Below are 24,034 nucleotides of genomic sequence, written 5' to 3'. Positions count from 1 at the left end.
GAAACAAACCATGCCTCTTTCGCACATTGAACATTTCGCCTTCCTCATTCCCGGTAGTCATCGCGAGAATAATCCTGCACAGGGGTTGGAAGATACGCTTCAGCTCTTCGAGCATGGAGAGCGACTGAGTTACGACAGCGCATGGGTACGGCAGCGTCATCTTGAGCGCGGTATTTCATCCGCCTCTACCTTCCTCGCTGCCGCTTCGCAGCGGACGAAACACATCGGTCTCGGCACTGCCGTTATCCAGCTTGGCTATGAAAATCCATTCCGGCTGGCTGAGGATCTGGCAACCGTCGACTTGCTTTCGCATGGCAGGCTCAATGTCGGTGTTTCAGTAGGAGCGCCGCCCTTTGCGCATCTGATTGCTGATTTTGTTGATGCAGCTCCAATCGCCGATTACAGCCATACGCGCGCAGAAAAACTGGCACAGGCCCTGAGGTCAGAACCACTTTCGGGCGAGACCGAAGCAGGCAATGTTGCTGGCGCGCAAATTCCGCGTTTAAGGCCCTTTGCCGAAGGGCTGACCGACCGCTTGTGGTATGGTGGCGGATCACAGAATTCTGCGCGCTGGGCGGGTCAGGCGGGGTTTAACCTTCTGACGGGTAACATCGTCAGCGGTGAGAATACGGATGACTTTCTGACAACACAGAAAGCGCTGATTGAACGTTTCCGTCAGGAATGGGTGCATGAACGTGCGCCGCGTGTCGCACTTGGTCGGGTGATTTTGCCAACCGATAGCGCAAGTCCAGACGCTCGCCGTCGCTATGCGGAATTTGCCGCCGAGCGCGACAAGCGAACGGGTCTCGCCCATGGTCCACGCCGCACGCTGTTCCTGCCCGATATTGTGAGCACGACCGAAGAAATTCTGGAAACGCTCGCAGCCGATCCTGTTCTGCCGCTTGTCTCTGAATTTCGGCTGGAGCTGCCTTACGAGTTTTACGCGGAGGATTATGCGCAGATCCTCACGGATTTTGCACGACTTCTTCCGGCTGCAGGCACAAGGAAGCCAGAGCTCAGTGTTGTTCGGGCAGGTTAGTCAACCAATCCACTCATTTGCGATCGGAACCCAATTATGACGCAGTCCAAAGCTCTGCTCTTGGGTGGCGATGGGCTGGATGCCATATTGCTGGCAAACTGGTTGGCGCCATGTCTCACCAACATTGGTATCATTGCCGGTGCGCGGGTTAACTTTCTGGAGCCTTTTCATATTTCAACCGCGATTGCGACGCTTGATTATGTCAACGAAGGGCGTGGCGGTAACTGCTCGGCAGCAATTTGTCTGTACAGCACAGACAATTGCGGATGAAATAAACACCTATGTTCAGGCCGATGCAGCGGACGGCTTTGTCTTCGCACTGCATCTTACTCCCGGAGGGTTTGACGAGTTTGTCGAAAAAATGTCCCGCTTCTTCAGGACAAAGGCGTGTTTCGAGACGACTATACTGGGCAGACACTGAAAGATAATCTCGGACTATCTCAGTGATATTGTCCGCAACGTTTGCAGCGGCGCATGACTGCGCCGTTCCTTATCTACGACCCTTTTGGATGTAGATTTTAATTTTCTACAAATTCAGTCGAATATAGAAACTGCATTCTCGGCCTGTTTGCCGAGGGCTGTTACCGTGTAGCTGAAAGAAAATGTGGAGTGATAAACTGACATGGGATCAACAGTAACATATCTCCGCGAGAGTATTCCGCAATATGTTGAAGAACCCGCAGATATTGAGGTTTCTCCAGGTGAACTCAAAGCCGCAATGCGACAGCTTGCGGGCGGCGTTAGCGTTGTAACTGCGGGTTTTGATGAGGGACGTACCGGCGCGACCGTGACCTCTGCTACAGCACTTTCGGTGGATCCGCCAACGATTATCGTCAACATCAATCGCGGTTCCTCTGTCTGGCCGGTGATCAGCCGTCACAACCATTTCTGCGTCAATATTCTGTCTGCTGGTCAGCAGGCTATTGCGGACCGTTTTGCAGGAAAAGATGGCGTAAAGGGCGCTGCCCGATATGAGGGCGCTGCGTGGTATGCTCTGGAAAGCGGCGCGCTTGCACTTCGTGGCGCATTGGCTTCAGTAGATTGTGCTGTCGAAGATGTTATTGAGCGGCATACGCATGCGATCATAATTGGACGTGCATTAAAGATCGTCACCGGTGGTGGCGAACCGCTTCTTTATCATGGTGGTGGCTATCGATTGCTTGGACTATGACCTTGGTTAACGTCAATAATATCAAAAGGCCGAAGTATATATCTTCGGATTTTTCTGTTTTTTTAAGTATATAAAAATTTAAAAAGAAATAATTTTCAACCGCCTATATAATTTTGAATATAAATTTCTGACATTATTTTAATTATATAAATAAGTTAAATCATCTTTCTTTGTAAACAGGGTGATTGCATGACTTCCGAAAATAAGAAATCTTATCTATCTCGGCGTGCTTTTCTGGGGGCATCCGCAGTTGGTCTTGGTGCGGCAGCATTTGGTAGTTCCGATGGTTTGGTGTGCAAGGCGTTTGCACAGAGCACGTCATCTTCTCCGAGAGTGATCAAGCTGGCCTGGGGGCAGACGGCTGTGTGTCAGTCGCCAATTTCTGTCGCGCTCAAGCAAGGATTGTTCGAGAAATATGGTCTAACTGTCGAGCCGGTTAATTTCTCCGGTCCCACTGACCAGTTGCTTCAAGCAATCGCCACAGGCAAGGCAGATGGCGGCATCGGCATGGCGCTGCGCTGGTTGAAGCCGCTGGAGCAGGGATTCGACGTATCGCTGACCGTCGGAACGCATGGCGGCTGCATGCGTCTTCTGGCAGCACCCGATTCAGGCATCAATTCCATCGCTGATCTGAAAGGCAAGAAAGTTGCCGTCAGCGATCAGGCAAGCCCGATCCGCAACTTCTTCGCCATTCAGGCGGCAAAACAGGGTATCAATCCCGATACGGAAATCGAATGGCTGCAATATCCCGCCGACCTCTTTGCGGAAGCCTTGAAGAAGGGTGAGGTGCAGGCCGTGGCTGGTGACGATCCGCACGCTTTCCTCCAGCGCGAGCGTGACGGTCTGAAAGAAGTCGCGACCAATCTTGATGGACAATATGTCAATTCCGCCTGCTGTGTGCTGGGTCTGCGCGGTAGTCTGGTTCGTGATGAGCCGGAAGTTGCCGGAGCACTTTCGCGCGCAATCGTAGAAGCGCAGGCATGGACTGCGGCGCATCCGGATGAAAGCGCTGAAATCTTCGCGCCATTCGTTCCGGGTAATGTTTCTGCGACAGATGTGGCGCGCATCCTGCGCAGTCACACGCATGACCACCATTCAACGGGTGATGCCTTGCGCAAGGATGTCGCCTTGTTCGTGGATGAACTCAAGATCATCAATGTCATCCGGCCAAACACCAATACGGATGCATTTGCCGAAAAGATCGTCGCCAATGTCATCACCTGATGCTGTCTATATCTCGTCAAAGGACGATGCGCGGGAGGCTCTGCCCTCCGCGCTTCGCCGGTCGCTATGGCCTTTCGTGGCGGTGATCGCCTGGGCCGTCGTGAGTGCTATTTCCGTCTTCTTGCCCAATGTGGTGGTTGGGTTTGCCGAGCCGCTTTATGTTCGTGAAACCAATGGCTTGTTCATTGGCTGGACGATCCTTCTGGCAATCGGTGCGGCTTTGGTTGCAGTCTATCCGGCATTTGGCAAACGGCTGGTTTACTGGTCGCCATGGCTGACGGCTCTGGCGATATTCTTTGGTGTTTGGGAATTGCTGACGGCAAAATTCGCAGTGCTTCCTGTGCCATTTTTCCAGCCGCCATCGTCTCTGCTGGAAGTCTATCTGGATGACTGGCCGCGTCTGCTCGACAGCCTGTATAACTCGTTCAAGCTGCTGGCTTCGGGTTTTGTGCTTGGTGCAATTGCAGGTTTTCTGACCGGTGTTTCCATCGGCTGGGTACAGGCAATCGGCTATTGGGTTCATCCGGTGTTGCGGTTTCTGGGGCCAATTCCATCGACTGCACTGTTGCCAATGGCGTTCTATTTCTTTCCATCGGGCTTTTCAGCTGCGGTCTTTTTGATTGCGCTGGCAACATGGTTCCCGCTTACGGTTCTGACATGGTCGGGCGTGGCGAGTGTCGATGAAGCCTATTACGATGTTGCCCGCACTTTGGGCGCCAGTCAGTTGTTTCTGATCCTGCGCGTCGCAATTCCCGCCGCATTGCCGCATGTTTTTGTCGGTCTTTTCATGGGGTTGGGAGCATCTTTCTCGGTGCTGGTCGCCGCCGAAATGATGGGCGTCAAGTCCGGTCTCGGCTGGTATCTGCAATGGGCGCAAGGCTGGGCGGCCTATAATAATCTCTATGGCGCGCTCATCATCATGGCGATTGTGTTTTCCGGGCTGATTACGCTGCTCTTTACGGTGCGTGATCGCGTTTTGACTTGGCAGAAGGGGGACGTGAAATGGTGAATGCTGCCCTCAAACAAACGCCTGCCGCTTCCGCTGATGAAAGCCGTGGTTTCCATATTCAGGTTGAGAATGTAAGCCATCGCTTTGGTCTTGAAGGCAAGTCATTGCCGGTTCTCAACCATATCGAGCTTGATGTGAAACCCGGTGAGTTTGTCGCCATTCTGGGTCCTTCGGGTTGCGGCAAGAGCACGCTTTTGCGGCTTGCTGCCGGACTTGAGCCGCCAAGCGAAGGGAGGATTCTTGCCGATGGCGAGGAAATCCTCGGTCCTAATCCGTCGCGCGTGGTGGTCTTCCAAGACCCCACACTTTATCCGTGGCGCACGGTGCGGGACAATGTGGCTTTGGGGCTTCAGGCGCGCGGCGTGCTGAAAACCCACGGACACCGCATCGATGAAGCGATTGAGTTGGTGGGATTGTCGGCTTTTGCCAATGCCTATCCGCGCCAGCTTTCGGGTGGTATGGCGCAGCGCGCAGCCTTGGCGCGTGCGCTTGTCAATGATCCAAAGTTGCTCATTCTGGATGAGCCGTTGGGGAAGCTCGACTCCTTGACGCGGCTTGCCATGCAGGCTGAACTTCTGGATCTGTGGCAGCGCAATGGCTTTACCACACTGCTCGTCACGCATGATGTCGAGGAAGCGATTTTCCTTGCGCAGCGAGTCATCATCTTTGGTAACCGTCCGGCAAGCATCGAAGCCGAACTTAAAGTGGATCTCAGCTATCCACGCCATCGCGGCGATCCGCGACTGGCGGAACTGCGCAGGCAGGCGCTTGGGCATCTCGGGCTGGACGCTGACTGGTAAAATCAGGAAAGAAAAATGTTCAGGAAAACAGTTCTCACAACGGCCCTCTTGTTAGGGTCGATGACACAACTTTACGCGCATGCGCATCTCGCACAATCCGAGCCAGCGGAAGACGCCGTGCTCAATAAAGCACCGGCGGTTGTTTCCATCGAATATACCGAGCCGCTGGAGCTTGGTCTAAGCAAGCTTGTTGTGAAAGATGAAAACGGGACCGCTATCGAGACCGGCAAGCTGGAGCATATCGACGGAAACACAAAGACGCTTTCGGTCACACCGCCAGCCTTGAAGCCGGGGACTTACACGGTCGAGTGGGGCGCTGCGTCGGTCGATACGCATCGCACCGAAGGCTCATTCAAGTTCAAGATTGTAAAGTAAGGTTGCCGGGCGCAATGACTGGAATTGATATCGTCATTGCGCTTGTGCGATGCCTCAATTTTGCTGGCCTTGCACTGCTCGCTGGCGCTCTGTTTTTTCGCATTTTGCTTGTTCCAAGCGCAATAAGCGAAGGCAAACTTGCGGCTTTTGTGAGAATCTGGCGCCAGTTTTGTGGCTATTCCGTGGCAATCAGCGCTTTTGGACTGGTCCTGTGGGTGCCATTTCAATTCTCACTGCTGTCTGGTGCGAATAGCTTTTCTGATGCATTCGCGTTTCTCCCACGCGGGCTTTTTGGAACTGCCTTCGGCATTGCATCTTGCCTGCGCGCCTTGGCTATCGTGATTGCGGTTTTGCTTCTGCCTTATGCGGAAAAATCTCAAACCATCCGTATCCTGTTGTTCTTGATAGCTGTTCTTGCATTAGGTCTCCAGATACGCATGGGACACGCCGCAGCAGCTCATACTATCTGGCTACCCCTGGCAGTTTCTGCGCATGTGATTGCAGGCGCGCTATGGTTTGGTTCGCTGCCTCCGCTCTATCTTCTCTTACGTGTTTCGCGGGATGACGGCTTGCAAGCCGCGCGTCGATTTTCGCTATATGGCATTGTTTTTGTTATAATTCTTGTTGTTGGCGCCACAATTGCAGGATGGCTTTTGACAGGTGGTTTGCCGGGATTGGTTGGCACAACTTACGGCAGGATCATGATCGTGAAGATCGTACTCCTGGCTGCCATGCTGACAATTGCAGCATTCAACCGTTTCTGGCTGAGCCATGAAGGCCGCAGCGGGCAGGGGCTTCGCTATGCGCTGATTGTTGAGACAATAATCGGCTTGGCGGTGTTTCTCACAGCGTCTCTTCTCGCAACCCAGCCGCCCGGCGTGCATGAGGACATTATCTGGCCTTTTGCCTATCGTTTGCGCGATAATATTCTCAGTGATGCATTTCTCGTCGATGCTGCATGGCGCAGTTTCAGGCCGCTTCTGCTGGCGTTTCTGATCGGTGTCGGCTGTCTATCTCTGCCGAAATGGCGTTGGCCAGCGATCATTGTCGTTGCTGTTACAGGCTTTGCATTGTTTCAGCCACCACGCATCGGATTGTTTGTTCAGGATGCCAATGAAGCAAGTTTTCTGCGTTCACCCACATCCTACACATCTATCGCAATTTCGCGCGGCGCAGCGGCTTTCGGAGGCAATTGTGCCTCCTGTCATGGCAATGACGGGCGGGGGCGTGGGGAGAAGGCCACTGGCGATCCGGTATGGCCACCCGATCTGACCGCGTCCTTGTTTGCTGACCGTAGTGATGGCGAAATATTCTGGACGATCATGCATGGCAAAGAGCTTGAAGACGGTCGGCAATCCATGCCCGGTTTTGAAACGGCGCTGGATGCGAAAACCGCATGGTCACTCGTGGACTATATCCGCACGATAGCTTCCGCCCGGATGATCGGTCTGCCTGCGCCTGACGGCGAAGTTTATCCGGCTGCAAGTCCACGGATCACGGTCTATTGCAATGGTAAGCGGTATGAACTCGGCCGGCAATCCGACAATTTCTGGTTGCTTCATCTTCAGAACGAACATCTCGAAGTCTTTTCCGTTGGCAGCAATGGCTCAACCCAATGCGATGTTTCCGATCAGACTGCGGCTGTGGCTGTGCAGCTTCTGGCACCAACCGCCGATGGGGTAAGTTTTCTCGCGGATGAAAATGGCTGGATACGGTTTCGATGGTCAGAGCATGAAAAGCCGTCGGCTTCCATCATTGAGATCGCAATCAGGAAGGTTCGTGCGAATCCGATCAGTCTATCGAATAAGGGACATCATTCATGATGATCCGAATGGCACCGGTACGCGAATATAAATGCTAAGTGATCGCCCACAGTGGATTGAAAATCTATGAGCGGAATGAACTAAGTGAATAATTTTCTTAATAAAATTCAATGCCTGATGAAAATTAAGCGCTGAATATTGATGCTGTCAGTAAGGGGAGTAGATCGTGGGTAAAATATATAATGGCTTTTCGGATCTTGTCGGTAATACGCCTCTGGTTTCGTTCTCGCGCTTACAGAAGCTAAATGGTTCCTCTGTGCGCATTCTCGCAAAGATCGAGTATCTCAATCCTGCTGGAAGCATCAAAGACCGCACGGCATGGGGGATTATTCGTGATGCCGAACGCGGAGGTCAAATCAAGCCGGGCGATCTTCTGGTTGACCTGACAAGCGGAAACACCGGTATCGGTATTGCGGCTGTTGCCGCTGCAAAAGGCTATCGAACAAAGTTTTATCTGCGTGACACGATCAGCGAAGATAAAATCAATATTCTTCGCCAGTTCGGATCAGAGATTATACTGATTGACAATGATGAGCTTTTGGAGCCTGGAGCGCTGCAAAAGGTGCTGGATCGTATTCGCAACGAAAATCCTGACGCCTACTATACCGGTCAACGGTCCAATCCTGCCAATCCAGCAATCCATTTTGAGACGACTGGCCCGGAAATCTGGCGGGATACGGATGGCAACGTGGATATTCTGGTGAGCACAGTGGGTACGGGAGGCACCATTTCCGGCGTGGGTAAATATCTCAAGGAAAAGAAGCCTTCTCTTCGTGTCCTTCTGGTGGAGCCGACGGCGGATTCCGTGCCTTCAATCGATAATCCGCGAGCAGAGACTATTGAAGGCGTTCATAAAGTCACCGAAGTTGATGAGACAATTTTACCAGAGAATTACGACAAGGCTATTGTCGATGAAATCGTTGCCGTGACGACAGAGCAAGCGCGCCGTGCTGCATTATCAGTTGCGCGCGAAGAGGGCTTTCTGGTCGGCACGTCTTCCGGGGCGGCCATTGCTGCGGCCCTTCAAATCGCGAAGCGCCCGGAGAATGCGGGAAAGACCATCGTTGCCGTTCTGCCCGATAGCGGAGAGCGCTATTTGTCGCTGTTTCAAGAACCAGTCATAGCAGATTAGCGGCTGGTTCGAATATAATTGAATTCAAAAGAAAATAATGGGCAAGTAATCAATATTATATAATTTATATTGGTTCTTTTGGTCAAATCCATAGAATACAATTTTGTTGAGTTATGTAATTATATCAATTTTGAATGTTATTATATAAAATATTATTTGTCATATATTTTATAATAATTAGATATAATTACCTTAATCGAATTATCCCTCTGAAATAGAACAATTTTGTTTATTGTTAGTGGGGATAATTATGATTCTGAAAAACACTGTACTCGGTTCGGCATTTGCTGTTCTCGGGGTGACGAATGCAAATGCCGCCGATGCAATCGTCGCGCCGGAACCAGAAGCTGTAGAATATGTCCGCGTCTGCGATGCGTATGGAGCGGGATATTTCTACATTCCGGGCACTGAAACTTGCCTACGTATCCATGGTTATGTTCGTTATGACCTGAGGGGTGGTGATAACGTCTACTACCGCGGTGCAGGTATCAGTCGTGCTCCAGACGGAAGTGCCTATAATCTGAGCCCGCGCGGCAAATCTTATGATACCTGGACCAACAACACACGTTTCACATTACGCACATCGACGGCTTCGGAAACCGAACTCGGCACGCTTTCGACCTTTACCGAAACGCGCTTTAACTTCGGCAATGGCGTGGATGCCGGCACCACCCTCAACCGCGCTTATATTCAACTGGGCGGTCTTCGCGTTGGTCTGGATGACACCGCATTTTATACCTTCACCGGATATTTCGGTGATGTGCTGAATGACGACGTTATCAGCGCCGGTGGCTATCGCACCAACCAGATCAGCTACACTTTCAAGGGTGAAAACGGCTTTTCGGCCATCATCGCGCTTGAGCAAGGCAATAATGTTGATGTCGACTGGAATGGCGTGATTGATGATTACACACCACATGTGGTCGGTGGTTTGAAATATGCACAGAGCTGGGGGTCGATTGCCGGTGTTGCCGCCTATGATGCCGTCAACGAAGAGTGGGCCGGGAAGGTTCGTCTCGATGTCAATGTAACCGAGCAGTTCTCTCTCTGGCTGCTCGGCGCATATAAGTCGAATGATGATCACTATGTCCACTACGATGCTGGAGGTACTGTCGTCCATGACGGTGGTAGCAGCACCTATCGCGGTGTGCGTGTCATCGACAGTTTCTATGGAACATGGGGCGGCGACTGGGCAGTCTGGGGTGGTGCCAAGTTCAAGGCCACCAACAAGGCGGTCTTTAACGTTCAGCTGGCCTATGAAGATGCCAAGACCTTCGCAGCCAGTGCAAATGTTGCCTATCAGCTGGTTCCAGGTTTCACCATCACACCACAGGTTTCCTACACCAAATGGGATGACAAGAACTCGATCCTTAAGGGTCAGGACGCCTGGCAGGGTGTGGTCCGCTTCCAGCGTTCGTTCTGATCTGGCAGTGAAATCAGTTTTCACACTGTGAGTAATGAAGTGGCGGTTCTGGTCGCCACTTCTCGTATGGGACTTTTTTCCATTGATCTTGGCCTATCAAAGGCTGAAATTCCAGATTTCCGCGCACGAATAGCTTGAAGTGCCTCGTTTCTCCCGCACGTTAGAGACTACAATCGATGTCAGCCCTTAAATCGTAAATGTCATTGATAGGAGATGTGATTATGATGCAAGCGCAGTCAGACTATCAGCATTCTTCATCACCGAGCTACGCCGATAGCGGGAAAGCGCGAGGGACGATTGCGTCACTATTGGCTGCAGTTGAAACCGCCAAGCAGGCAGCAAATGAGAGCTTGCGTCGTGCTCAGTCCGCTCCACTGCCGCATATCGCTGATAATACGGTTTTCATTGCTCTGTTTGAGCGCCATTTATCTGATCGTGAAGTTTTATTCTCAAAAATCCGGCAGCTCGACGACGCAAAAGCATCTTTGCGGGCTTGAGCATGACGGCATATTCATTTCATAATGACCGAGTTGCATGGCCCGGCTCGAAGTGAGTTTGAACAGGAAGAAGTGCATTGACTGATTTTGCATCCAGAATGACGCTGACTGAAGAATTGGTTTCGCTAAGCATTCGGGCGGAAGTAGATCGGGGGCCGGAGCCGAACAAAGTTCCGATAACTGATCTTGACGTGCAACAACTTTCAGAAAAACTATATCTTGAAAGCGGTGAAGATCCATTGTGGGTGTTCGCTTATGGCTCTCTGATCTGGAAACCTGATTTCAATGCCGTCGACTGGCGTTATGGTGGATTGAAAGGCTGGCACAGGTCGTTTTGCTTGCGGCTGACACGCTGGCGCGGCACTCAGAGCCAGCCGGGTCTTATGCTTGCTCTAAGGCGCGGCGGCAGTTGCAATGGTATTGCCTTTCGGCTCTCTGACGAAGACAGGTTGGGCCAGATTCAACGCATGATCCGCCGCGAGATCAGCTCAATTAGCGATGCATCGAGCATTCGCTGGGTATCTCTTGAAACGCCTGAGGGGCCTGTAAGGGCGCTTACATTCTGGGCGGGTCCACGCGGAGAGCGGGTGCTGAACGGCTTGCCGCTCGAGATAGTGGCCCGAACTCTGGCGCGTGCCTGTGGGCACATTGGTTCCTGCGCGGAATACCTCTATCTTACAGTCAAGCATCTGGAAGAAAAGGGCATCCGCGACCGCAATCTATGGAAGCTCCAGGAGCTCGTTGCGACGGAAATCGCCGAGCTTTATGAGCTGAACAAGCCAGCATCCGCCAAGTTGCATTCGGGTGACCTGTGCGCCTCTCACTGAACTGATATGCCTAGAGCATTTCCTGTTTTGATTGCATCATCGGAAATGCGCTACGCATTGATTTTTACGCGCATCGTCTTCCGAAAACCGCTTCGCACTTTTCGGGATGCACTCTAGATAAAATCCAGCCACTGACCGAATGTGGCATTTGGCCTGTGGCAATAGGCTATTAATCCGCTCGATTTAGTGCAAAAGCACCGTGTATCAAATCGGCGGAGGTTCCATGCTCACGAAAAAGGGGAAATACGGCCTCAAGGCGTTGGCACACCTCGCTTTGCTTTCTCCAGGTGAGAGCGCATTTGTTGCGGAAATTGCCGCCAGGAACAATATTTCGAAGAAATTTCTGGACGCGATCCTGTTGGAGTTGCGCAACGACGGTATTCTGCGTTCAAAGAAGGGGCCGGGTGGTGGTTATAGTTTGGCAAAGCCAGCCAGCGAAATCACGATCGGTCAGGCCATCCGCGTTCTGGATGGACCGCTAGCACCTATCCGTTGTGCCAGTCGCACCGCTTATGAACCTTGTGAAGATTGCGAGGATCACAAGGCTTGTCAGGTTCGCCGTTCGATGTTGCTTGTCCGCGAGGCAATCGTTGGTGTTCTCGACGCCATGACTTTGGATCACTTTGCTCTCAATGGTGGGCTTGAAGATGATGGCACAGCGCCTGAATGGGCCAAGCTCACTGCATAGCGACCGATTACTTGCGATACACGATTTTGTAAGTCAGGCTACCTTCCAAGACTTCTTCAATCTCAATAACAATATTGCGTATTTCGATGTTCTTTTGATCTTGCGGGAAGGATAAAGTCTGCCCTGTCGCCGGAGAGTTCAAATCTGCGATTGAGTAGCCGCGGATCTCAAACTGCATTTCGCGATTTTCGATCCCGAGAAAAGCAATATCATAGATCGTTCCGCTTTCATCCGGGCTGTAATCATTTGTATCAGGAAGCTGCAATCCCTTGCCATAATCGCGGGGCGGGATGATCGGATTGCCAGACAAGATGAATTGCGAGCGTCCGAAAGTGTCTGTTTCGGGTGCTGGTTGCTCTTGTATTTCCGCCTGCGCGACCGCCGCCTCGGCTCCTGCAGCAGCCCCCGCCTTTCCAATGCCAACGAAGGAGATTGCGAGAGCTGTATTGATGGTCGCTATCATGACAAGCGCGCGCAGTGTTCTGTTCATTTCAGATGCTTTCGTAATCATGGTCTAATGCCTGCACTATTGGTAAGCATTGATGACGGCTCACAATAGATAATTGGAACTTCCGCATCTTTAGTCGGCACGAAAGCAATCATTCGCTGTCGCATTACAAACATTTACAGATGAGTCAATTGTCTGCTCTGTGGACAATACTGAATTGACCTTTCTCCAATCTTCCGTCTAGTGTTCGCTAATGTAAGGCAATTCGTGCCGATCCGATTCAATCAGATCGAAACGGGCTACAAGAAAGATGTCTGATGAACTCAGTATGGACCAAGTGGCTTGTTAGCATCGTGTTTGGCGTTTTGTTGGCACGTTTTGGCTTTGGCCTCCTGGCACCGTTAGCGATGGCTTTTTTCCCGACACAGATGGACACGATAACCACTGCAACAGCCAATTCAGACGGTCTTGATAGTGCAATTATCATCACCGTGCTTGTCCAGCTTTTGGTGGTGGTTGTGGGTGCTATTTGGTCGTCGCGATTTGCAACCCGCAAACTTCAAATTGGTTGGGGCTGCTTCGTGCTGGGAGCTGTTATCCTCCTAGGCTTGCTCGCTACGGTATTTGTATCCGGTTCAGACATGCAGGAGGGCGCGAATCTTGGAGCGTCAGGCCGGAACGATGCGGCTACCGCATTTTTGTTCTGGTTGTTCATCCTTGTATTGCCAATGGCAATCGCTGGCGGAATATTGACGGTCATCGGTTGGGTGATGATTTCAAAAGGTCGGCGTGAATTGCAACACAGATAGCCCAGGTCTCCAGATCGTAGATTAAGGACCAGTTTATTGGGCGGTAATCCACTATCTGCTTAAGTGAATGAGCAATTACTGATTGACATCAATCTGTTGAATCATATTGCAATAAACGAATTGAATGGCAGATCAGGGTTTTGGGCGGCCGGATACCTTGCTATCCGGGATAAGTGCCGCGCCATATTGATGACCTTAGCGGAATGGGGACTTTCGAATGCGTCTTTTGGGTGCGGTTTTTTTCGCGAGTTTTATCGCGTCCAATCTTCCTGCCCATGCCGAATTTGAGAGGGAACTTGGCCCTCTTGCGTCAGCTGTATCCACGCAGATTGTTCAGGGGTGGACCGGTTCCGCCAATGACGGATGGTTCGTTCTCAACAACCAGCAGGCCAGCGGCTCTGAGCAGACACTGGTTGTCAATGCCGGACCTGCGCCTGAGGCCGGACGCGCGACGAAGGTAACGATTGCAGTTAACTCGTCCAAGCCAGGTGCTTCGCTGGGCCTGATTGCATCGAATCCGGCCAATAAAGCGATCTGTTTGATGGAGGTCGTCGCAGATAAGAGCGTTAAGCTTTTCTGCATGGAAAATGGCCAGCAGCGCAATATTGCAACTATACCAAATGCAGCCAAGCTCGACGGTACCGACGTTATCGAAATGGTCGATGTTCCCGGCGTGACGCGTTTTCTTTTGAATGGAAGAATGATCGGCGACGTTCAGGGCTCACCGGCGCTCGGCGCGCAAATCGGCGTAATGGCGTACGATATTGGAATGTTCGGGATCGCTAATTTCAGCATCACGTCTGATGGCGAGAACCTCCCGACGCAACCAATTGTTGGAAACGTGCAGGGGGGCGGTGCAGCACCGCAAACGGCAGATACCGGTTCCCAACCCGCACCGCAAACTACCGATAATGGTTCTCAACCTGCGTCAGGTGCCGGAGGGATTTCTGGTCCTCTGCCCGACTTTGGCGGTGATGGGGGGCGTATCGCGTCAGTTTATTACGGACTGGTGCGCAGCATCTTTGCGCATGAATTTGGACATGCGTTGATTGGGGAATTGCAGCTTCCATCGACCGGTCCTGAAGAGGATGCTGTCGATATCTATTCCGCTTTGCAAATTGTCGAACCGACAATGTATCCGTCCGGTGATAAAGAAATCGACGACATGGCAATCGGCAGCGCGAGCTATGCGGCGTTGCAGTGGTATTACAGCGGCAAAATCAGCGAGATGAAGGGCAGCTCGCCTTCTCCATGGCAGGATGAGCATACAGCCGATCTCAAGCGCTTTCGTAATATGCTTTGCATTATGTATGGCGGCAATCCGAAGGTTTTCAGCTCTATTGCCGATGGGGTCAAGCTGGATGAGCGCACGCGTTTTCGTTGTTCAGATGAATTCAACAAGCAAAATCGCGCTTGGCGCAAAATCCTTGCCCCTCACACGCGTTCTGGCGAATGGCACCCGGAAGGCGAGCAACCGGCAAATGCTCCGGGCGCAACAATCAAGACGGTCTTTCAGCCTTCTTCGCGCAGAGTGGGCGATTTCTACGCTACAAAGCTCTCGACTGCTTTGACAGGTTATTTCGATGGCTTGTCCCAGACCTATGTGCTGCCACGACCTATAACAGTCACGTTCCGCGACTGTGATCAGCTGAACGCATGGTACGACCCGAAAGAGGGTTCGATTGCGATGTGTTATGACCTGTTCGAACATTTGGCAGTCATGATTTCCGATGTTGAAATGGGAAGTGGTCAGGGAGCTTCTACCGGCCAGCCAACCAATGCATCGGCGCCAGCTTCAGCTGGCGCGACAGGTGCTGCTCTTGATGAACTGCGTGATGACGGTGTGGCTGCAAGCATGGTGCTGTTCCAGTCGCCATATACCGGGCCAACACCAAACAAACATGCCAAAGCAACGATCATCACGACCGTTGAAGTTGTGAAGATCGTCGCGAATGGACGTAAAACTCTTTTCGTTGATACCAGCGGTCTGCAGGAAACCATGCAGAACGCCTATTCTCTCGTAGATGCCGGGCGCGATGGCAGCGTTGCAGATAGTCTGCAGCAAGCACTGGACGAATGGCTTAACGAGAAGGCTGGTGGTGACAGAAGTGTTGGCGTGGTGTTTTTCGGCAAGGGCATGAATGACCGTTCATCCTATAATGCCGCACTGCGTTCAGCCATGCTCGGCTGGACGACTTTCTGGTATCGCGGCGGTCTCGAAGCATGGACCGGAAATGGTTTGCCGGTGAGCAAGTAACTGCGGCCGGTTGATTGTTAATCGCCACGGATGCAATGGTCGCAAGTATATTGTATCAGTGGAAATGAACGAATGAACGAGCTTAAAGCCCTCAAGACGTTTCTGCTGGCTGCTGAGAAGCGTAATTTTGCGCAGGTTTCGCGAGAGCTGGACATGACGCCAGCGTCTGTCACACGGACAATTGCTGCACTCGAAGAAGAGCTGGGCGTCCAGCTTTTCGTGCGTACGACGCGGCAGGTTTCTCTGACAACGGATGGTGCTGTGTTTGCGGCACGTATCGAGCCAGCGGTTACAGCGCTGGAGGCGGCTCGGCTGGAGCTGATGAATGTTCATAAGGCCGATCAGGGGCGTTTGCGGATCAATGCGCCCATGTCGCTTGGTCAACAGGTTTTACCACAGATACTCTCTGCATTTCGTGAGCTCTATCCTAGGATTGAAATAGAATTGTCATTGACCGATCAGATGCTGGATATGGTCGAGCAGGATTTTGATCTCGCGATCCGCATTTCAGGCGCACCGTCGGATAAATTTACAATCTGGCGCAAGATTAGTGCAATCAAGCGCATTCTGGTTGCGGCACCCGGTACAGCTTTCGTCGATGTGAAGCACCCGACCGAGCTCACTATTGATGGTTGCCTAGGCTATAGTTTTGAAAGCCGCCGTGAAAACTGGGCTTTGTCTGATGGAGGTTCGACGGTCAATGTTTCCGCCGGACGTATGATCAGCGCGAATAATGGTGAAGTGCTGGCCAATATGGCGGCCGATGGGGCAGGGGTCGCAATGTTGCCTGTCTTCATTGTGGCTGAACATTTGCGCACGGGACGGCTCGTGCAGATTTTACCGGAGTGGTCTCCGCCGCAGCTCTGGCTTACACTTTATTATCCGCCATTCCAGATATTGCCGCCGCGTATCGCTGCATTTTCGGACTTTTTTGAACGGGAAGTAAAAGCAATCATAATGCGGATGGAATAATTGGCGCTTCCCACGAACAACAAAAGGCGGAGCCTGAAGAGGCTTCGCCTTTTTGTATTTTACGTGCTGATGCCGATATTAGTTCTGGAAGCTCGATGGCGATGCATCACCGAAACGATGAGCCGAACCATCCTGGAACGACGACTGGCCAATGGAAGCGGTTGCGGTGTTATCAACCTGCTGGGTTGCAACTGGTTTACGGTCATTTGCATAAAGATCGGCAGGTAGCAAATAAAGTCACTTCTTGATGGTCGTCACGAGTTCTTTAGTCGTAATTGTTATTGTATTTTTGCTTAACTTAACTTTTGCTTTATCTGTTTTTATCTCAGACTTTCCATCTTTAATAACGACATTGCCGGACAGCTCTGATATCTCAGGAGATATTTGCTTCAAATGATCAGAACTATACGGGCAATTGCTATTCTATCTCATCAGAAAGCTCTATGAGCAGACATCAATCATTGTCACAACAAACCTGTCTTTTGGCGAATGGCCGACGACATGTTCGTACTGTCGGGCGAGAAAGCCTATACGCGCTATCGCGCCAATCTTGGTCGCGGCATTGCACTCGGCCTGATCGTTCTGATCAGAACCTTCCTCAGCTTTTCTCTGGAAGCGGAAAACGACGGCGAATGGCCATGGAAACGTCGCCACCGCGGCAGGGCCATCACAAGCGGTGATTAAATCTCGTTCATAGGATATTTCTATCCGATGGACATCAATTCGCGTGAAAGCCTGTTCATGCTTTCCGCACCGCTTTCTGTGATCAGAAATTGTTCTTCAATCATCAGAGCACCTAGCCCGTTAGCATAGAACGGGGTTTCCAGCGCCAGCACCATGTTCGGTTCGATCAGCATTTCGTTGCTGCTTGAGATAAACGGCCATTCTTCAATGCCAACGGCAGCGCCTACCGAATGACCAAAATGGCCGCGATAATATTCGCTGAAACCGCTCTGCCGCATGGTGCCAAGCATCGCAGCATGAACATCGCAGAACCGCGTTCCAGGCTTTAACAGGGCTTCGCCCACGGCAAAGCTCTCCTGCAACACCTTGTAGATCTCACTCGCAAGCGGATCAGGCTTGCCGCAGACATAAGTGCGCGCACCATCCGACGAATAGCCGTTGATGAGGGTGCCGACATCAGCTTTCACAAGGTCACCTTCTTTGAGCTCGGTCTTTATGTCCTGAAGATCAGGGCCAGTCGAGATATAAGCCCAATGCCCGGAAAGAGCTTGACCATTCCGGCTGGCTTCCCGCGTAGCACCATCAAGCCAGGCTGCTGAAAGCGCACTCAAGCTTGAACCGCGTTGGGCAATTTTCAGCATATTTTCCAGCCCGCTTTCTGTATAACGGGCTGCATTGCGCAGATACTCGATTTCGCGGGCATTCTTGATAAGGCGCAGGCGCTTGACGAGAATTGAAGCATCCTGCCAGTCAGCTAATGGAAGCGTTTTTTTGAGAGCCGCGAAATCAGCCGCTGGCATGAACTCGAGATCAACACCGATCTTTGCTTTGGAAAGCCCGCGCTCTGCCAGCAGATCGCCCAAAAGCCTGAAAGCTGCATCCTGATCGAAAGTTTCAGCACGCGGACCGACATTGTTTGCCTGCCTGTAGGCTGCATTGATATCTTCAATTGTTCTGGCATTTTCGACTGTCACCATGTCGATCCAGATGCGGTGCGTGCGGAAATCAATTTGATCCGCAAGATGCTTTGCCGCAGCAAATGCATGATCGCTGATGACGGCACCGAGTTTTGCCTTTTCATCGGCTGGCACCAGCGCAATTGCCGAACCCGCACGCCCCCACATCGTCGCGACTCCAGCTGCTACACCGGTTGCATAGCGGAAGTTTTCAGGTTGAAACAGTACAAGTGCATCAAGTCCTTCCGCTTCGAGAAGTGTCTGGGTTCTATCGCGATTGATCTGGCTCATTATGTTCTCTCAATGCCACCGGGCCGTGATGGGGGCTTCGCGAAGCCTTTGGTTTGTCGTCGTTTATATAAGACCGGTCCGCTTGGTAACTCAATTTTTGAAGTTGGGTGGATATCAGTCTATCGTGAAGGATAAATCATCTACCAATTTTATTTATTATAGAATAATCTTCCAAAGAATCCCCGTATAGCACAGCTGTGCCGCTTATCGATGCTCAGACGGTCGCTGTATAACCTGTATCAACTGAGGGCCTTATGGCGACCTCGAAGCAGGAGAGTAAAATGAGCGGTTTGACCATTCGCAATCGCAAAATGAAGTTGAGCAACTGGGGGCTGACAACGGCGCTGACCGTTGCGCTCGCATTCGGTTCGTTCGCTCAGGCGAACGCACAAGAAAGCGATCCAGAAGCTACGATTAACATTGGATCGCTCTACGAACCGCAGAACCTCGACAACACTGCAGGCGCAGGGCAGGGCATCAACGAGGCCTTCAATGGCAATGTTTATGAAGCATTGTTCCGTCTGGATGACGATGGCAAGGTTGAGCCAGTTCTTTCGAAGGAATACACCGTCAGCGACGATGGTCTGACCTATACGTTCAAGCTTCAGCCGGGCGTCAAATTCCATTCAGGCGCGCCACTGACCTCGAAGGATGTCAAGTTCTCTATCGAGCGTGTTGCAGCGCCTGAATCCAAAAGCTCGCGCAAAAGCAGCCTCAAGACCATTGTTGGCGTCGAAACACCGGATGATGAAACAGTCGTCGTCAAGCTTTCGTCCCGCTCGATCTCGCTGCCATACAATCTCAGCTATGTCTGGGTTGCCAATGATGAAGCAACTGATTTCCAGTCGAAGGAAGACGGCACTGGACCTTATGCGCTGGAAGACTGGCGCCGCGGTTCATCGCTCGCCATCAAGCGCTTTGACGGTTACTGGGGTACTAAGCCGAAAAACGAAGAGGTTGTCTTCCAGTATTTCACCGATGCAAGCGCGCTCAACAATGCGCTTCTGACTGGCTCGGTTGACATCATCACCTCGGTTCAGAGCCCGGATTCGCTGGCTCAGTTCAAAGATAATCCTGATTTCACCGTCAGTGAAGGTAAGTCCACGACCAAGCTGCTTCTCGCTTATAACGACCGTGTTGCGCCTTTCGACAATGTGAAGGTTCGTAAGGCACTGGCACGTGCCATCGACGACAAGAAGCTGCTGAATGCCGTTTGGGGCGACTATGGCACGCTGATCGGCTCGTTCGTTCCGCCGACAGATCCGTGGTATGTCGATTTAACCGGGGTGGATGCCTATAATCCTGAAAGCGCCAAAAAGCTCTTGAAGGAAGCTGGCTATCCGGATGGCTTTACTTTCACCATCGATACACCGAACTATGACCCGCACCCGATTGCAGCGCAGTTCATCCAGAGCGAACTGGCGAAGATCGGCGTGAAGGTGAACATCAACATCATTACGGCCAATGAGTGGTACACAAAGGTCTATAAGGCGCATGATTTCCAGGCGACTTTGCAGGAGCATGTAAACCACCGTGATATCGTGTTCTATGGCAATCCGGATTTCTACTGGGGCTATAACAACCCGAAGGTCGTTGATCTCATCAAGGAAGCCGAAGCCAGCTCCACCACCGATGAACAGACGGCCAAGCTGACCGAAGCCAACAAGATCATTGCAGAAGATGCAGCCAGCAACTGGTTCTATCTCTATCCGCAGATCGTGGTCTCAAAAAAGTCAGTCAGCGGCTATCCGGTTAATGGTCTGAACTCGCAGTTCTTTGCCTATGATATTACGAAAGCAGCCGAATAATCTGGTGTCCATAATCATGGACTGATACTCGACAGAGATCGCCGCCTGAATTATTTTCCGGCGGCGTTATCGCATTCTGAGTGGCCAAAAACTGCTCCCTCATGCCCGAGAGGTATTCGCCATTCTTGCCTATATTCTGCGCCGTTCGGCCATTCTGATCCTATCGGTATTTATTGCAGCTATCGTTTTGTTTTTGCTGCTGCGCCTTTTGCCGGGCGATCCGGCTAATGCACTGGTTTCGGTTGGTGCGGACGCTGCACAGATTGAAGCTGCACGCAAGCAGGTCGGGTCCGATCTCCCGCTTTATCAGCAATTCTCACAGTTTATCGGCTCACTTGTGCGCTTCGATCTCGGCAATTCCTTTGTCAGCGGCGCACCTGTTTTGACCGAAATCGGCAAACGCCTGATCGTGACACTGCCGCTGACACTGATGGCTTTTGTGCTGGCAATCATCATTGCGGTGCCGCTCGGCATCCTGTCGGTCGTGCGTCAGAAAACCTGGTATGGCTCGATCATTTCAGTGATCTCACAGCTTGGTATTGCGGTGCCGGTTTTCTGGATTGGCATTCTTCTGGTCTGGGTGTTCGCGGTGAAACTGCGCATGTTTCCATCGGGCGGTTTTCCATCGCGTGGATGGCAATCCGCGCCTGCTGCATTTCAATCGCTGACATTGCCGGTCATCACCATTGCCATCGTCATGTCGGCATCGCTCATCCGCTATGTTCGTTCAGCAACGCAGGATGTATTGGGCAGCGATTATCTGCGCACGGCGCGCGCGCTGGGCTCCACATTCTCGCAAGCGCTTATCCGCCACGGCATCCGCAATGGCGCGGTGCCGGTGATTTCAATCCTTGGTATCGAACTCGCATCAACGCTTCTGGGTGCTGTGGTGGTGGAACGCGTTTTCTCGCTCCCCGGACTCGGCTCCATGCTGCTGTTGGGTATTGAGCAGCGTGATTATCCCAATGTGCAAGGCGTCTTGTTTGTCTCGACCCTTCTGGTTCTTCTGGTGGGCTTCGCTGCTGATCTGGTGCAACGTTTGATCGATCCGCGATTGCGCAGCCGGTCTGCGGGAGCCCGCGCATGAGCAGCATCACCACAACTTCGCAACGTTTCCGATTGCCTTGGCCACTCGTGGTCGGCGGTATTCTTGTTGGCATTCATGTCATCGTCGCGCTAGTCACCCTGTTCTGGACGCCCTATGGGGTTGGCGACATGGTTGGCGGACGACTGGCAGGGCCATCATGGGAGCACTGGGCGGGCACGGATCGCCTCGGTCGCGATCTCATGACGCAGATTATGGTCGGCTCGCGTATCGCGCTTTTTGTCGGGCTTGGAGCCGTCATCATCAGCGCTGTGATTGGCGTCACCTTTGGCATTCTGGCTGCCTTTGCAACACAGACGCTCGACGATATGCTGGCCGCGACGCTCGATATTCTGATTGCTTTCCCGACATTGCTGCTCGCTATGCTGATTGTCGCTTCAAGCGATGGTGCAAGCCTTTCGACCGCCATTCTAGCCATTGGCATTGCTGCATCAGCCATCGTCGCTCGGCTGACGCGTATTCTCGCCAAACGTGTTCTGGCGATGGACTATGTCACTGCGTCGCGCATTTCCGGCACTTCATGGCTCGGCGTCGTCCGCATTCATGTGTTGCCGAATATCTGGCCGACACTGATTGTCAATTTCGCGCTGCAGTTCGGACTGGCTGTTATTGCTGAAGCCTCACTTTCCTATCTTGGCCTTGGTGCTCCGCCACCAAACGCTTCGTGGGGACGGCTTTTGCAGGAAGCGCAGGCTTCCGTTTACACGGCACCTTTTGGTGCGATTGCGCCGGGACTGGCACTGGTTTCGCTCGTCATCGGGCTTAACCTTTTTGCAGATGGCTTGCGCGATGTAGCCGACCCAACGCGGAGGAGGCAACGATGAGCCCATTGTTGAACGTCGAAAATCTAGCGATCGAAACAGCAGGCCGCGTTCTCGTTTCTGACGTGTCTTTTTCGGTTGAGCAGGGCGAACGCGTTGGGCTGATCGGTGAATCAGGCTCCGGCAAATCACTGACCGCATTGGCCGTCATGGGACTGCTTGCGGAAGGGATGAAATCAACCGGCTCGATCACGCTTGATGGCCATCAGATTATCGGTGCGCGTGACCGTGAGCTTGTTCCGCTGCGTGGACGAAGTGTCGCCGCCGTCTTTCAGGAACCGATGACCGCGCTTGATCCGCTGATGCGCATTGGCAAACAGGTAGCCGAAGTGGTGCAGCGCCGTGCGTCGCGCGATGGCGGCAAGCTTGGCAAAGCAGAACTCGAACGCGAAGTTATTGGGCTTCTGGAACGCGTTTCCCTGCCGGAACCGACCCGCATTGCCCGCTCATGGCCGCATGAAATTTCAGGAGGCCAGCGTCAGCGTGCAGCCATTGCCATGGCGCTTGCGTGTCGGCCAAAACTGCTGATCGCTGACGAGCCGACAACTGCGCTCGATGTGACAACGCAGGCCGAAATCCTCAAGCTTCTGGAGCAGTTGGTTCGCGATGAAGGCATGGGGCTTTTGTTCATCAGCCATGATCTGCCGGTTGTCGCAAGCATTGCCGAACGGGCACTCGTGCTCAGACATGGCAACTTGATAGAGCAGGGGCCAGTGACCGAACTTTTTGCAAAGCCGGTAGAAGACTATACCAAAGGGCTGGTTGCAGCCGCGCGGGCTTTCGACGCTGCATTGGAGGTGGCGCGATGAGCCTCATTGATCTTTCCAAAGTATCTTTTGCCTATAGCAGCGGCAAAACCGTGCTGCATGACATCGATCTCACGCTTGAGAGCAGCAGCAATCTTGGCATTGTGGGTGAATCGGGCTCCGGCAAGACAACCATGCTTAAACTGCTGCTGGGATTGCAGGTTGCAACGTCCGGCGATGTGAATTTTCGCGGCCAGAAGCTCAACATCAAAGACCGCAGTTTTATGCGTGGCTTTCGTCGCTCGGTACAGGCGGTTTTTCAGGACCCTTATTCATCGCTCGATCCCCGCCAGCGCGTGTTCAACATCATCGCCGAACCGCTGCGCTCACTGAAAATCGAGACAGACATTGCGCAGGCTGTTGCCCAGGCGCTGGCTGCGGTAGATCTGCCAGAAGATGCAGCGACACGTTATCCGCATGAGTTTTCCGGCGGTCAGCGTCAGCGTATCGCGATTGCACGGGCGATTGTTTCCAATCCAGAGCTGATTATTGCCGATGAAGTGGTGAGCGCGCTCGATCTTACCACGCGTGCCCGCATTATTGAACTGATGCAAACCTTGTCAAAGCGCACGACTTTTGTGGTCGTTTCACACGATATTGCGCTTGTGGCTTTACTTTGCGAGCGACTGATCGTTCTGGAACAGGGCAGGATCGTTGAACAGGGCAATACGCGAGATATTCTTGCTAATCCGCAACACGCCTATACGCGAAAACTACTGGCCAGTTTGCCCCGGATGCCGAGAGAAACGTGACCGAAATCGGGTCTCGGAAGAGGCGTTAGATCAGGCAGCCGCGCTGCTGCCCGCACCACGGTAAGATGGTTGTCTCTGATCTTCAGCCGGTTGAGTTCTTTCTGCGACATCGTGATCAAACAAGACATGACGACTCCCATCCGCTGCTTGCATCTGAAAACCCAGTCTTCCTCTCTTGGTTTGGTTTGAACAGGGCACGCGCTGCAAAACCTGTCGCATCTCTCATTTGCCCATGTGTGCGTCTGTATATTGCTGTGGAAAAGCTACCCCAACTGCATCATGCCGGTGGTGAGAGTATCTGATTATGCCGCTTCCTG

At 52.3% G+C, this 24,034-nt stretch carries 25 protein-coding genes and 2 pseudogenes; 23 read left to right on the top strand and 4 right to left on the bottom strand.

The window, feature by feature from the left end; translation table 11 throughout:
• The first annotated feature begins 10 nt into the window (after window positions 1-10).
• The 13 genes from CEV33_RS02405 (at window position 11) to CEV33_RS02340 (ending at window position 12,008) form a co-directional block, all read left to right on the top strand.
• Window positions 11-1,039: an LLM class flavin-dependent oxidoreductase gene (locus CEV33_RS02405; RefSeq protein ID WP_094538869.1), complete on the top strand. Its 1,029-nt coding sequence runs from the start codon at window positions 11-13 to the stop codon at window positions 1,037-1,039.
• A gap of 36 nt (window positions 1,040-1,075) precedes the next feature.
• A complete protein-coding gene (locus tag CEV33_RS02400) occupies window positions 1,076-1,309 on the top strand; it encodes a hypothetical protein (RefSeq protein ID WP_235818346.1) in 234 nt (77 codons plus the stop codon).
• Between the two features lie 352 nt (window positions 1,310-1,661).
• Window positions 1,662-2,210, top strand: coding sequence for a flavin reductase family protein (locus tag CEV33_RS02390; RefSeq protein ID WP_094538868.1), 549 nt, complete (start codon window positions 1,662-1,664; stop codon window positions 2,208-2,210).
• Window positions 2,211-2,399: 189 nt separating this feature from the next.
• Window positions 2,400-3,434 (top strand): ABC transporter substrate-binding protein, encoded by a 1,035-nt coding sequence (locus tag CEV33_RS02385; RefSeq protein WP_141211553.1) that lies wholly within the window; start codon window positions 2,400-2,402, stop codon window positions 3,432-3,434.
• Window positions 3,421-4,443, top strand: a complete 1,023-nt coding sequence (locus CEV33_RS02380) for an ABC transporter permease (RefSeq protein ID WP_094538867.1) — start codon at window positions 3,421-3,423, stop codon at window positions 4,441-4,443. The genes CEV33_RS02385 and CEV33_RS02380 overlap by 14 nt, the downstream gene beginning before the upstream one ends.
• Window positions 4,437-5,243, top strand: coding sequence for an ABC transporter ATP-binding protein (locus CEV33_RS02375; protein WP_094538866.1), 807 nt, complete (start codon window positions 4,437-4,439; stop codon window positions 5,241-5,243). Before CEV33_RS02380 ends, CEV33_RS02375 begins: the two co-directional genes overlap by 7 nt.
• Before the next feature lie 15 nt (window positions 5,244-5,258).
• The gene (locus CEV33_RS02370; RefSeq protein WP_094538865.1) at window positions 5,259-5,618 is read left to right on the top strand and encodes a copper resistance CopC family protein; all 360 of its coding nucleotides are present in this window, start codon (window positions 5,259-5,261) and stop codon (window positions 5,616-5,618) included.
• Window positions 5,619-5,632: 14 nt separating this feature from the next.
• Window positions 5,633-7,441, top strand: coding sequence for a CopD family protein (locus CEV33_RS02365; RefSeq protein ID WP_094538990.1), 1,809 nt, complete (start codon window positions 5,633-5,635; stop codon window positions 7,439-7,441).
• Between the two features lie 166 nt (window positions 7,442-7,607).
• The gene (locus tag CEV33_RS02360; protein WP_094538864.1) at window positions 7,608-8,573 is read left to right on the top strand and encodes a PLP-dependent cysteine synthase family protein; all 966 of its coding nucleotides are present in this window, start codon (window positions 7,608-7,610) and stop codon (window positions 8,571-8,573) included.
• Between the two features lie 250 nt (window positions 8,574-8,823).
• Window positions 8,824-9,996 carry a porin gene (locus tag CEV33_RS02355; protein WP_094538863.1) on the top strand — a complete coding sequence of 391 codons (1,173 nt, stop codon included), beginning with the start codon at window positions 8,824-8,826 and terminating at the stop codon, window positions 9,994-9,996.
• Between the two features lie 221 nt (window positions 9,997-10,217).
• Window positions 10,218-10,493, top strand: coding sequence for a hypothetical protein (locus tag CEV33_RS02350; RefSeq protein ID WP_094538862.1), 276 nt, complete (start codon window positions 10,218-10,220; stop codon window positions 10,491-10,493).
• A gap of 98 nt (window positions 10,494-10,591) precedes the next feature.
• Window positions 10,592-11,320 (top strand): gamma-glutamylcyclotransferase, encoded by a 729-nt coding sequence (locus tag CEV33_RS02345; protein WP_167388111.1) that lies wholly within the window; start codon window positions 10,592-10,594, stop codon window positions 11,318-11,320.
• A gap of 223 nt (window positions 11,321-11,543) precedes the next feature.
• Window positions 11,544-12,008 carry an RrF2 family transcriptional regulator gene (locus tag CEV33_RS02340; RefSeq protein WP_094538860.1) on the top strand — a complete coding sequence of 155 codons (465 nt, stop codon included), beginning with the start codon at window positions 11,544-11,546 and terminating at the stop codon, window positions 12,006-12,008.
• A 7-nt stretch (window positions 12,009-12,015) separates the two neighbouring features.
• Here the strand turns inward: CEV33_RS02340 and CEV33_RS02335 are convergent, their stop codons facing one another.
• Window positions 12,016-12,519: a hypothetical protein gene (locus tag CEV33_RS02335; RefSeq protein WP_235818345.1), complete on the bottom strand. Its 504-nt coding sequence runs from the start codon at window positions 12,517-12,519 to the stop codon at window positions 12,016-12,018.
• 254 nt (window positions 12,520-12,773) lie between these two features.
• Here CEV33_RS02335 and CEV33_RS02330 point away from each other — a divergent pair, with 254 nt between their 5' ends.
• The 3 genes from CEV33_RS02330 to CEV33_RS02320 all read left to right on the top strand — a co-directional run bounded on the left by CEV33_RS02330 (window position 12,774) and on the right by CEV33_RS02320 (window position 16,494).
• Window positions 12,774-13,265 carry a hypothetical protein gene (locus CEV33_RS02330; protein WP_094538859.1) on the top strand — a complete coding sequence of 164 codons (492 nt, stop codon included), beginning with the start codon at window positions 12,774-12,776 and terminating at the stop codon, window positions 13,263-13,265.
• Between the two features lie 217 nt (window positions 13,266-13,482).
• Window positions 13,483-15,522 carry a DUF4344 domain-containing metallopeptidase gene (locus tag CEV33_RS02325; protein WP_094538858.1) on the top strand — a complete coding sequence of 680 codons (2,040 nt, stop codon included), beginning with the start codon at window positions 13,483-13,485 and terminating at the stop codon, window positions 15,520-15,522.
• A gap of 72 nt (window positions 15,523-15,594) precedes the next feature.
• On the top strand, window positions 15,595-16,494 hold the full coding sequence (locus CEV33_RS02320) for a LysR family transcriptional regulator (protein WP_094538857.1): 900 nt from the start codon (window positions 15,595-15,597) through the stop codon (window positions 16,492-16,494).
• 78 nt (window positions 16,495-16,572) lie between these two features.
• On the opposite strand, the gene CEV33_RS23620 is transcribed toward CEV33_RS02320, so the two are convergent.
• Together CEV33_RS23620 and CEV33_RS24770 are read right to left on the bottom strand one after the other, a co-directional pair.
• Complete coding sequence (locus CEV33_RS23620) at window positions 16,573-16,725, bottom strand: hypothetical protein (protein WP_235818353.1); 153 nt, start codon at window positions 16,723-16,725, stop codon at window positions 16,573-16,575.
• Between the two features lie 6 nt (window positions 16,726-16,731).
• Window positions 16,732-16,887: an LptA/OstA family protein gene (locus CEV33_RS24770; RefSeq protein ID WP_141211552.1), complete on the bottom strand. Its 156-nt coding sequence runs from the start codon at window positions 16,885-16,887 to the stop codon at window positions 16,732-16,734.
• A 16-nt stretch (window positions 16,888-16,903) separates the two neighbouring features.
• On the opposite strand from CEV33_RS24770, the pseudogene CEV33_RS02315 reads away from it, so the two are divergent.
• Window positions 16,904-16,993 (top strand): annotated as a pseudogene (locus CEV33_RS02315) (ATP-binding protein); the annotation flags it as partial.
• Window positions 16,993-17,178, top strand: a pseudogene (locus tag CEV33_RS02310) (DUF1622 domain-containing protein); the annotation flags it as partial. The pseudogenes CEV33_RS02315 and CEV33_RS02310, both read left to right, overlap by 1 nt.
• A gap of 20 nt (window positions 17,179-17,198) precedes the next feature.
• Here CEV33_RS02310 and CEV33_RS02305 read toward each other — a convergent pair.
• A complete protein-coding gene (locus tag CEV33_RS02305; protein ID WP_094538855.1) occupies window positions 17,199-18,425 on the bottom strand; it encodes a M24 family metallopeptidase in 1,227 nt (408 codons plus the stop codon).
• Window positions 18,426-18,706: 281 nt separating this feature from the next.
• Between CEV33_RS02305 and CEV33_RS02300 the strand changes: the two genes are divergently transcribed.
• From CEV33_RS02300 to CEV33_RS02280, 5 genes are all read left to right on the top strand, one after another.
• On the top strand, window positions 18,707-20,233 hold the full coding sequence (locus tag CEV33_RS02300) for an ABC transporter substrate-binding protein (RefSeq protein WP_094538854.1): 1,527 nt from the start codon (window positions 18,707-18,709) through the stop codon (window positions 20,231-20,233).
• A 136-nt stretch (window positions 20,234-20,369) separates the two neighbouring features.
• A complete protein-coding gene (locus CEV33_RS02295) occupies window positions 20,370-21,320 on the top strand; it encodes an ABC transporter permease (protein ID WP_268875794.1) in 951 nt (316 codons plus the stop codon).
• Window positions 21,317-22,162: an ABC transporter permease gene (locus CEV33_RS02290; protein WP_094538852.1), complete on the top strand. Its 846-nt coding sequence runs from the start codon at window positions 21,317-21,319 to the stop codon at window positions 22,160-22,162. Before CEV33_RS02295 ends, CEV33_RS02290 begins: the two co-directional genes overlap by 4 nt.
• Window positions 22,159-22,968, top strand: a complete 810-nt coding sequence (locus CEV33_RS02285; protein WP_094538851.1) for an ATP-binding cassette domain-containing protein — start codon at window positions 22,159-22,161, stop codon at window positions 22,966-22,968. The genes CEV33_RS02290 and CEV33_RS02285 overlap by 4 nt, the downstream gene beginning before the upstream one ends.
• Window positions 22,965-23,717: an ABC transporter ATP-binding protein gene (locus CEV33_RS02280; RefSeq protein ID WP_094538850.1), complete on the top strand. Its 753-nt coding sequence runs from the start codon at window positions 22,965-22,967 to the stop codon at window positions 23,715-23,717. The genes CEV33_RS02285 and CEV33_RS02280 overlap by 4 nt, the downstream gene beginning before the upstream one ends.
• Window positions 23,718-24,034: the final 317 nt, after the last annotated feature.

The sequence above is a fragment of the Brucella grignonensis genome (assembly GCF_002252505.1).
In the GTDB taxonomy this organism is placed as follows: domain Bacteria; phylum Pseudomonadota; class Alphaproteobacteria; order Rhizobiales; family Rhizobiaceae; genus Brucella; species Brucella grignonensis.
Note: the sequence above shows the minus strand (reverse complement) of the source record. Positions and strands in the feature narration are given on the sequence as shown.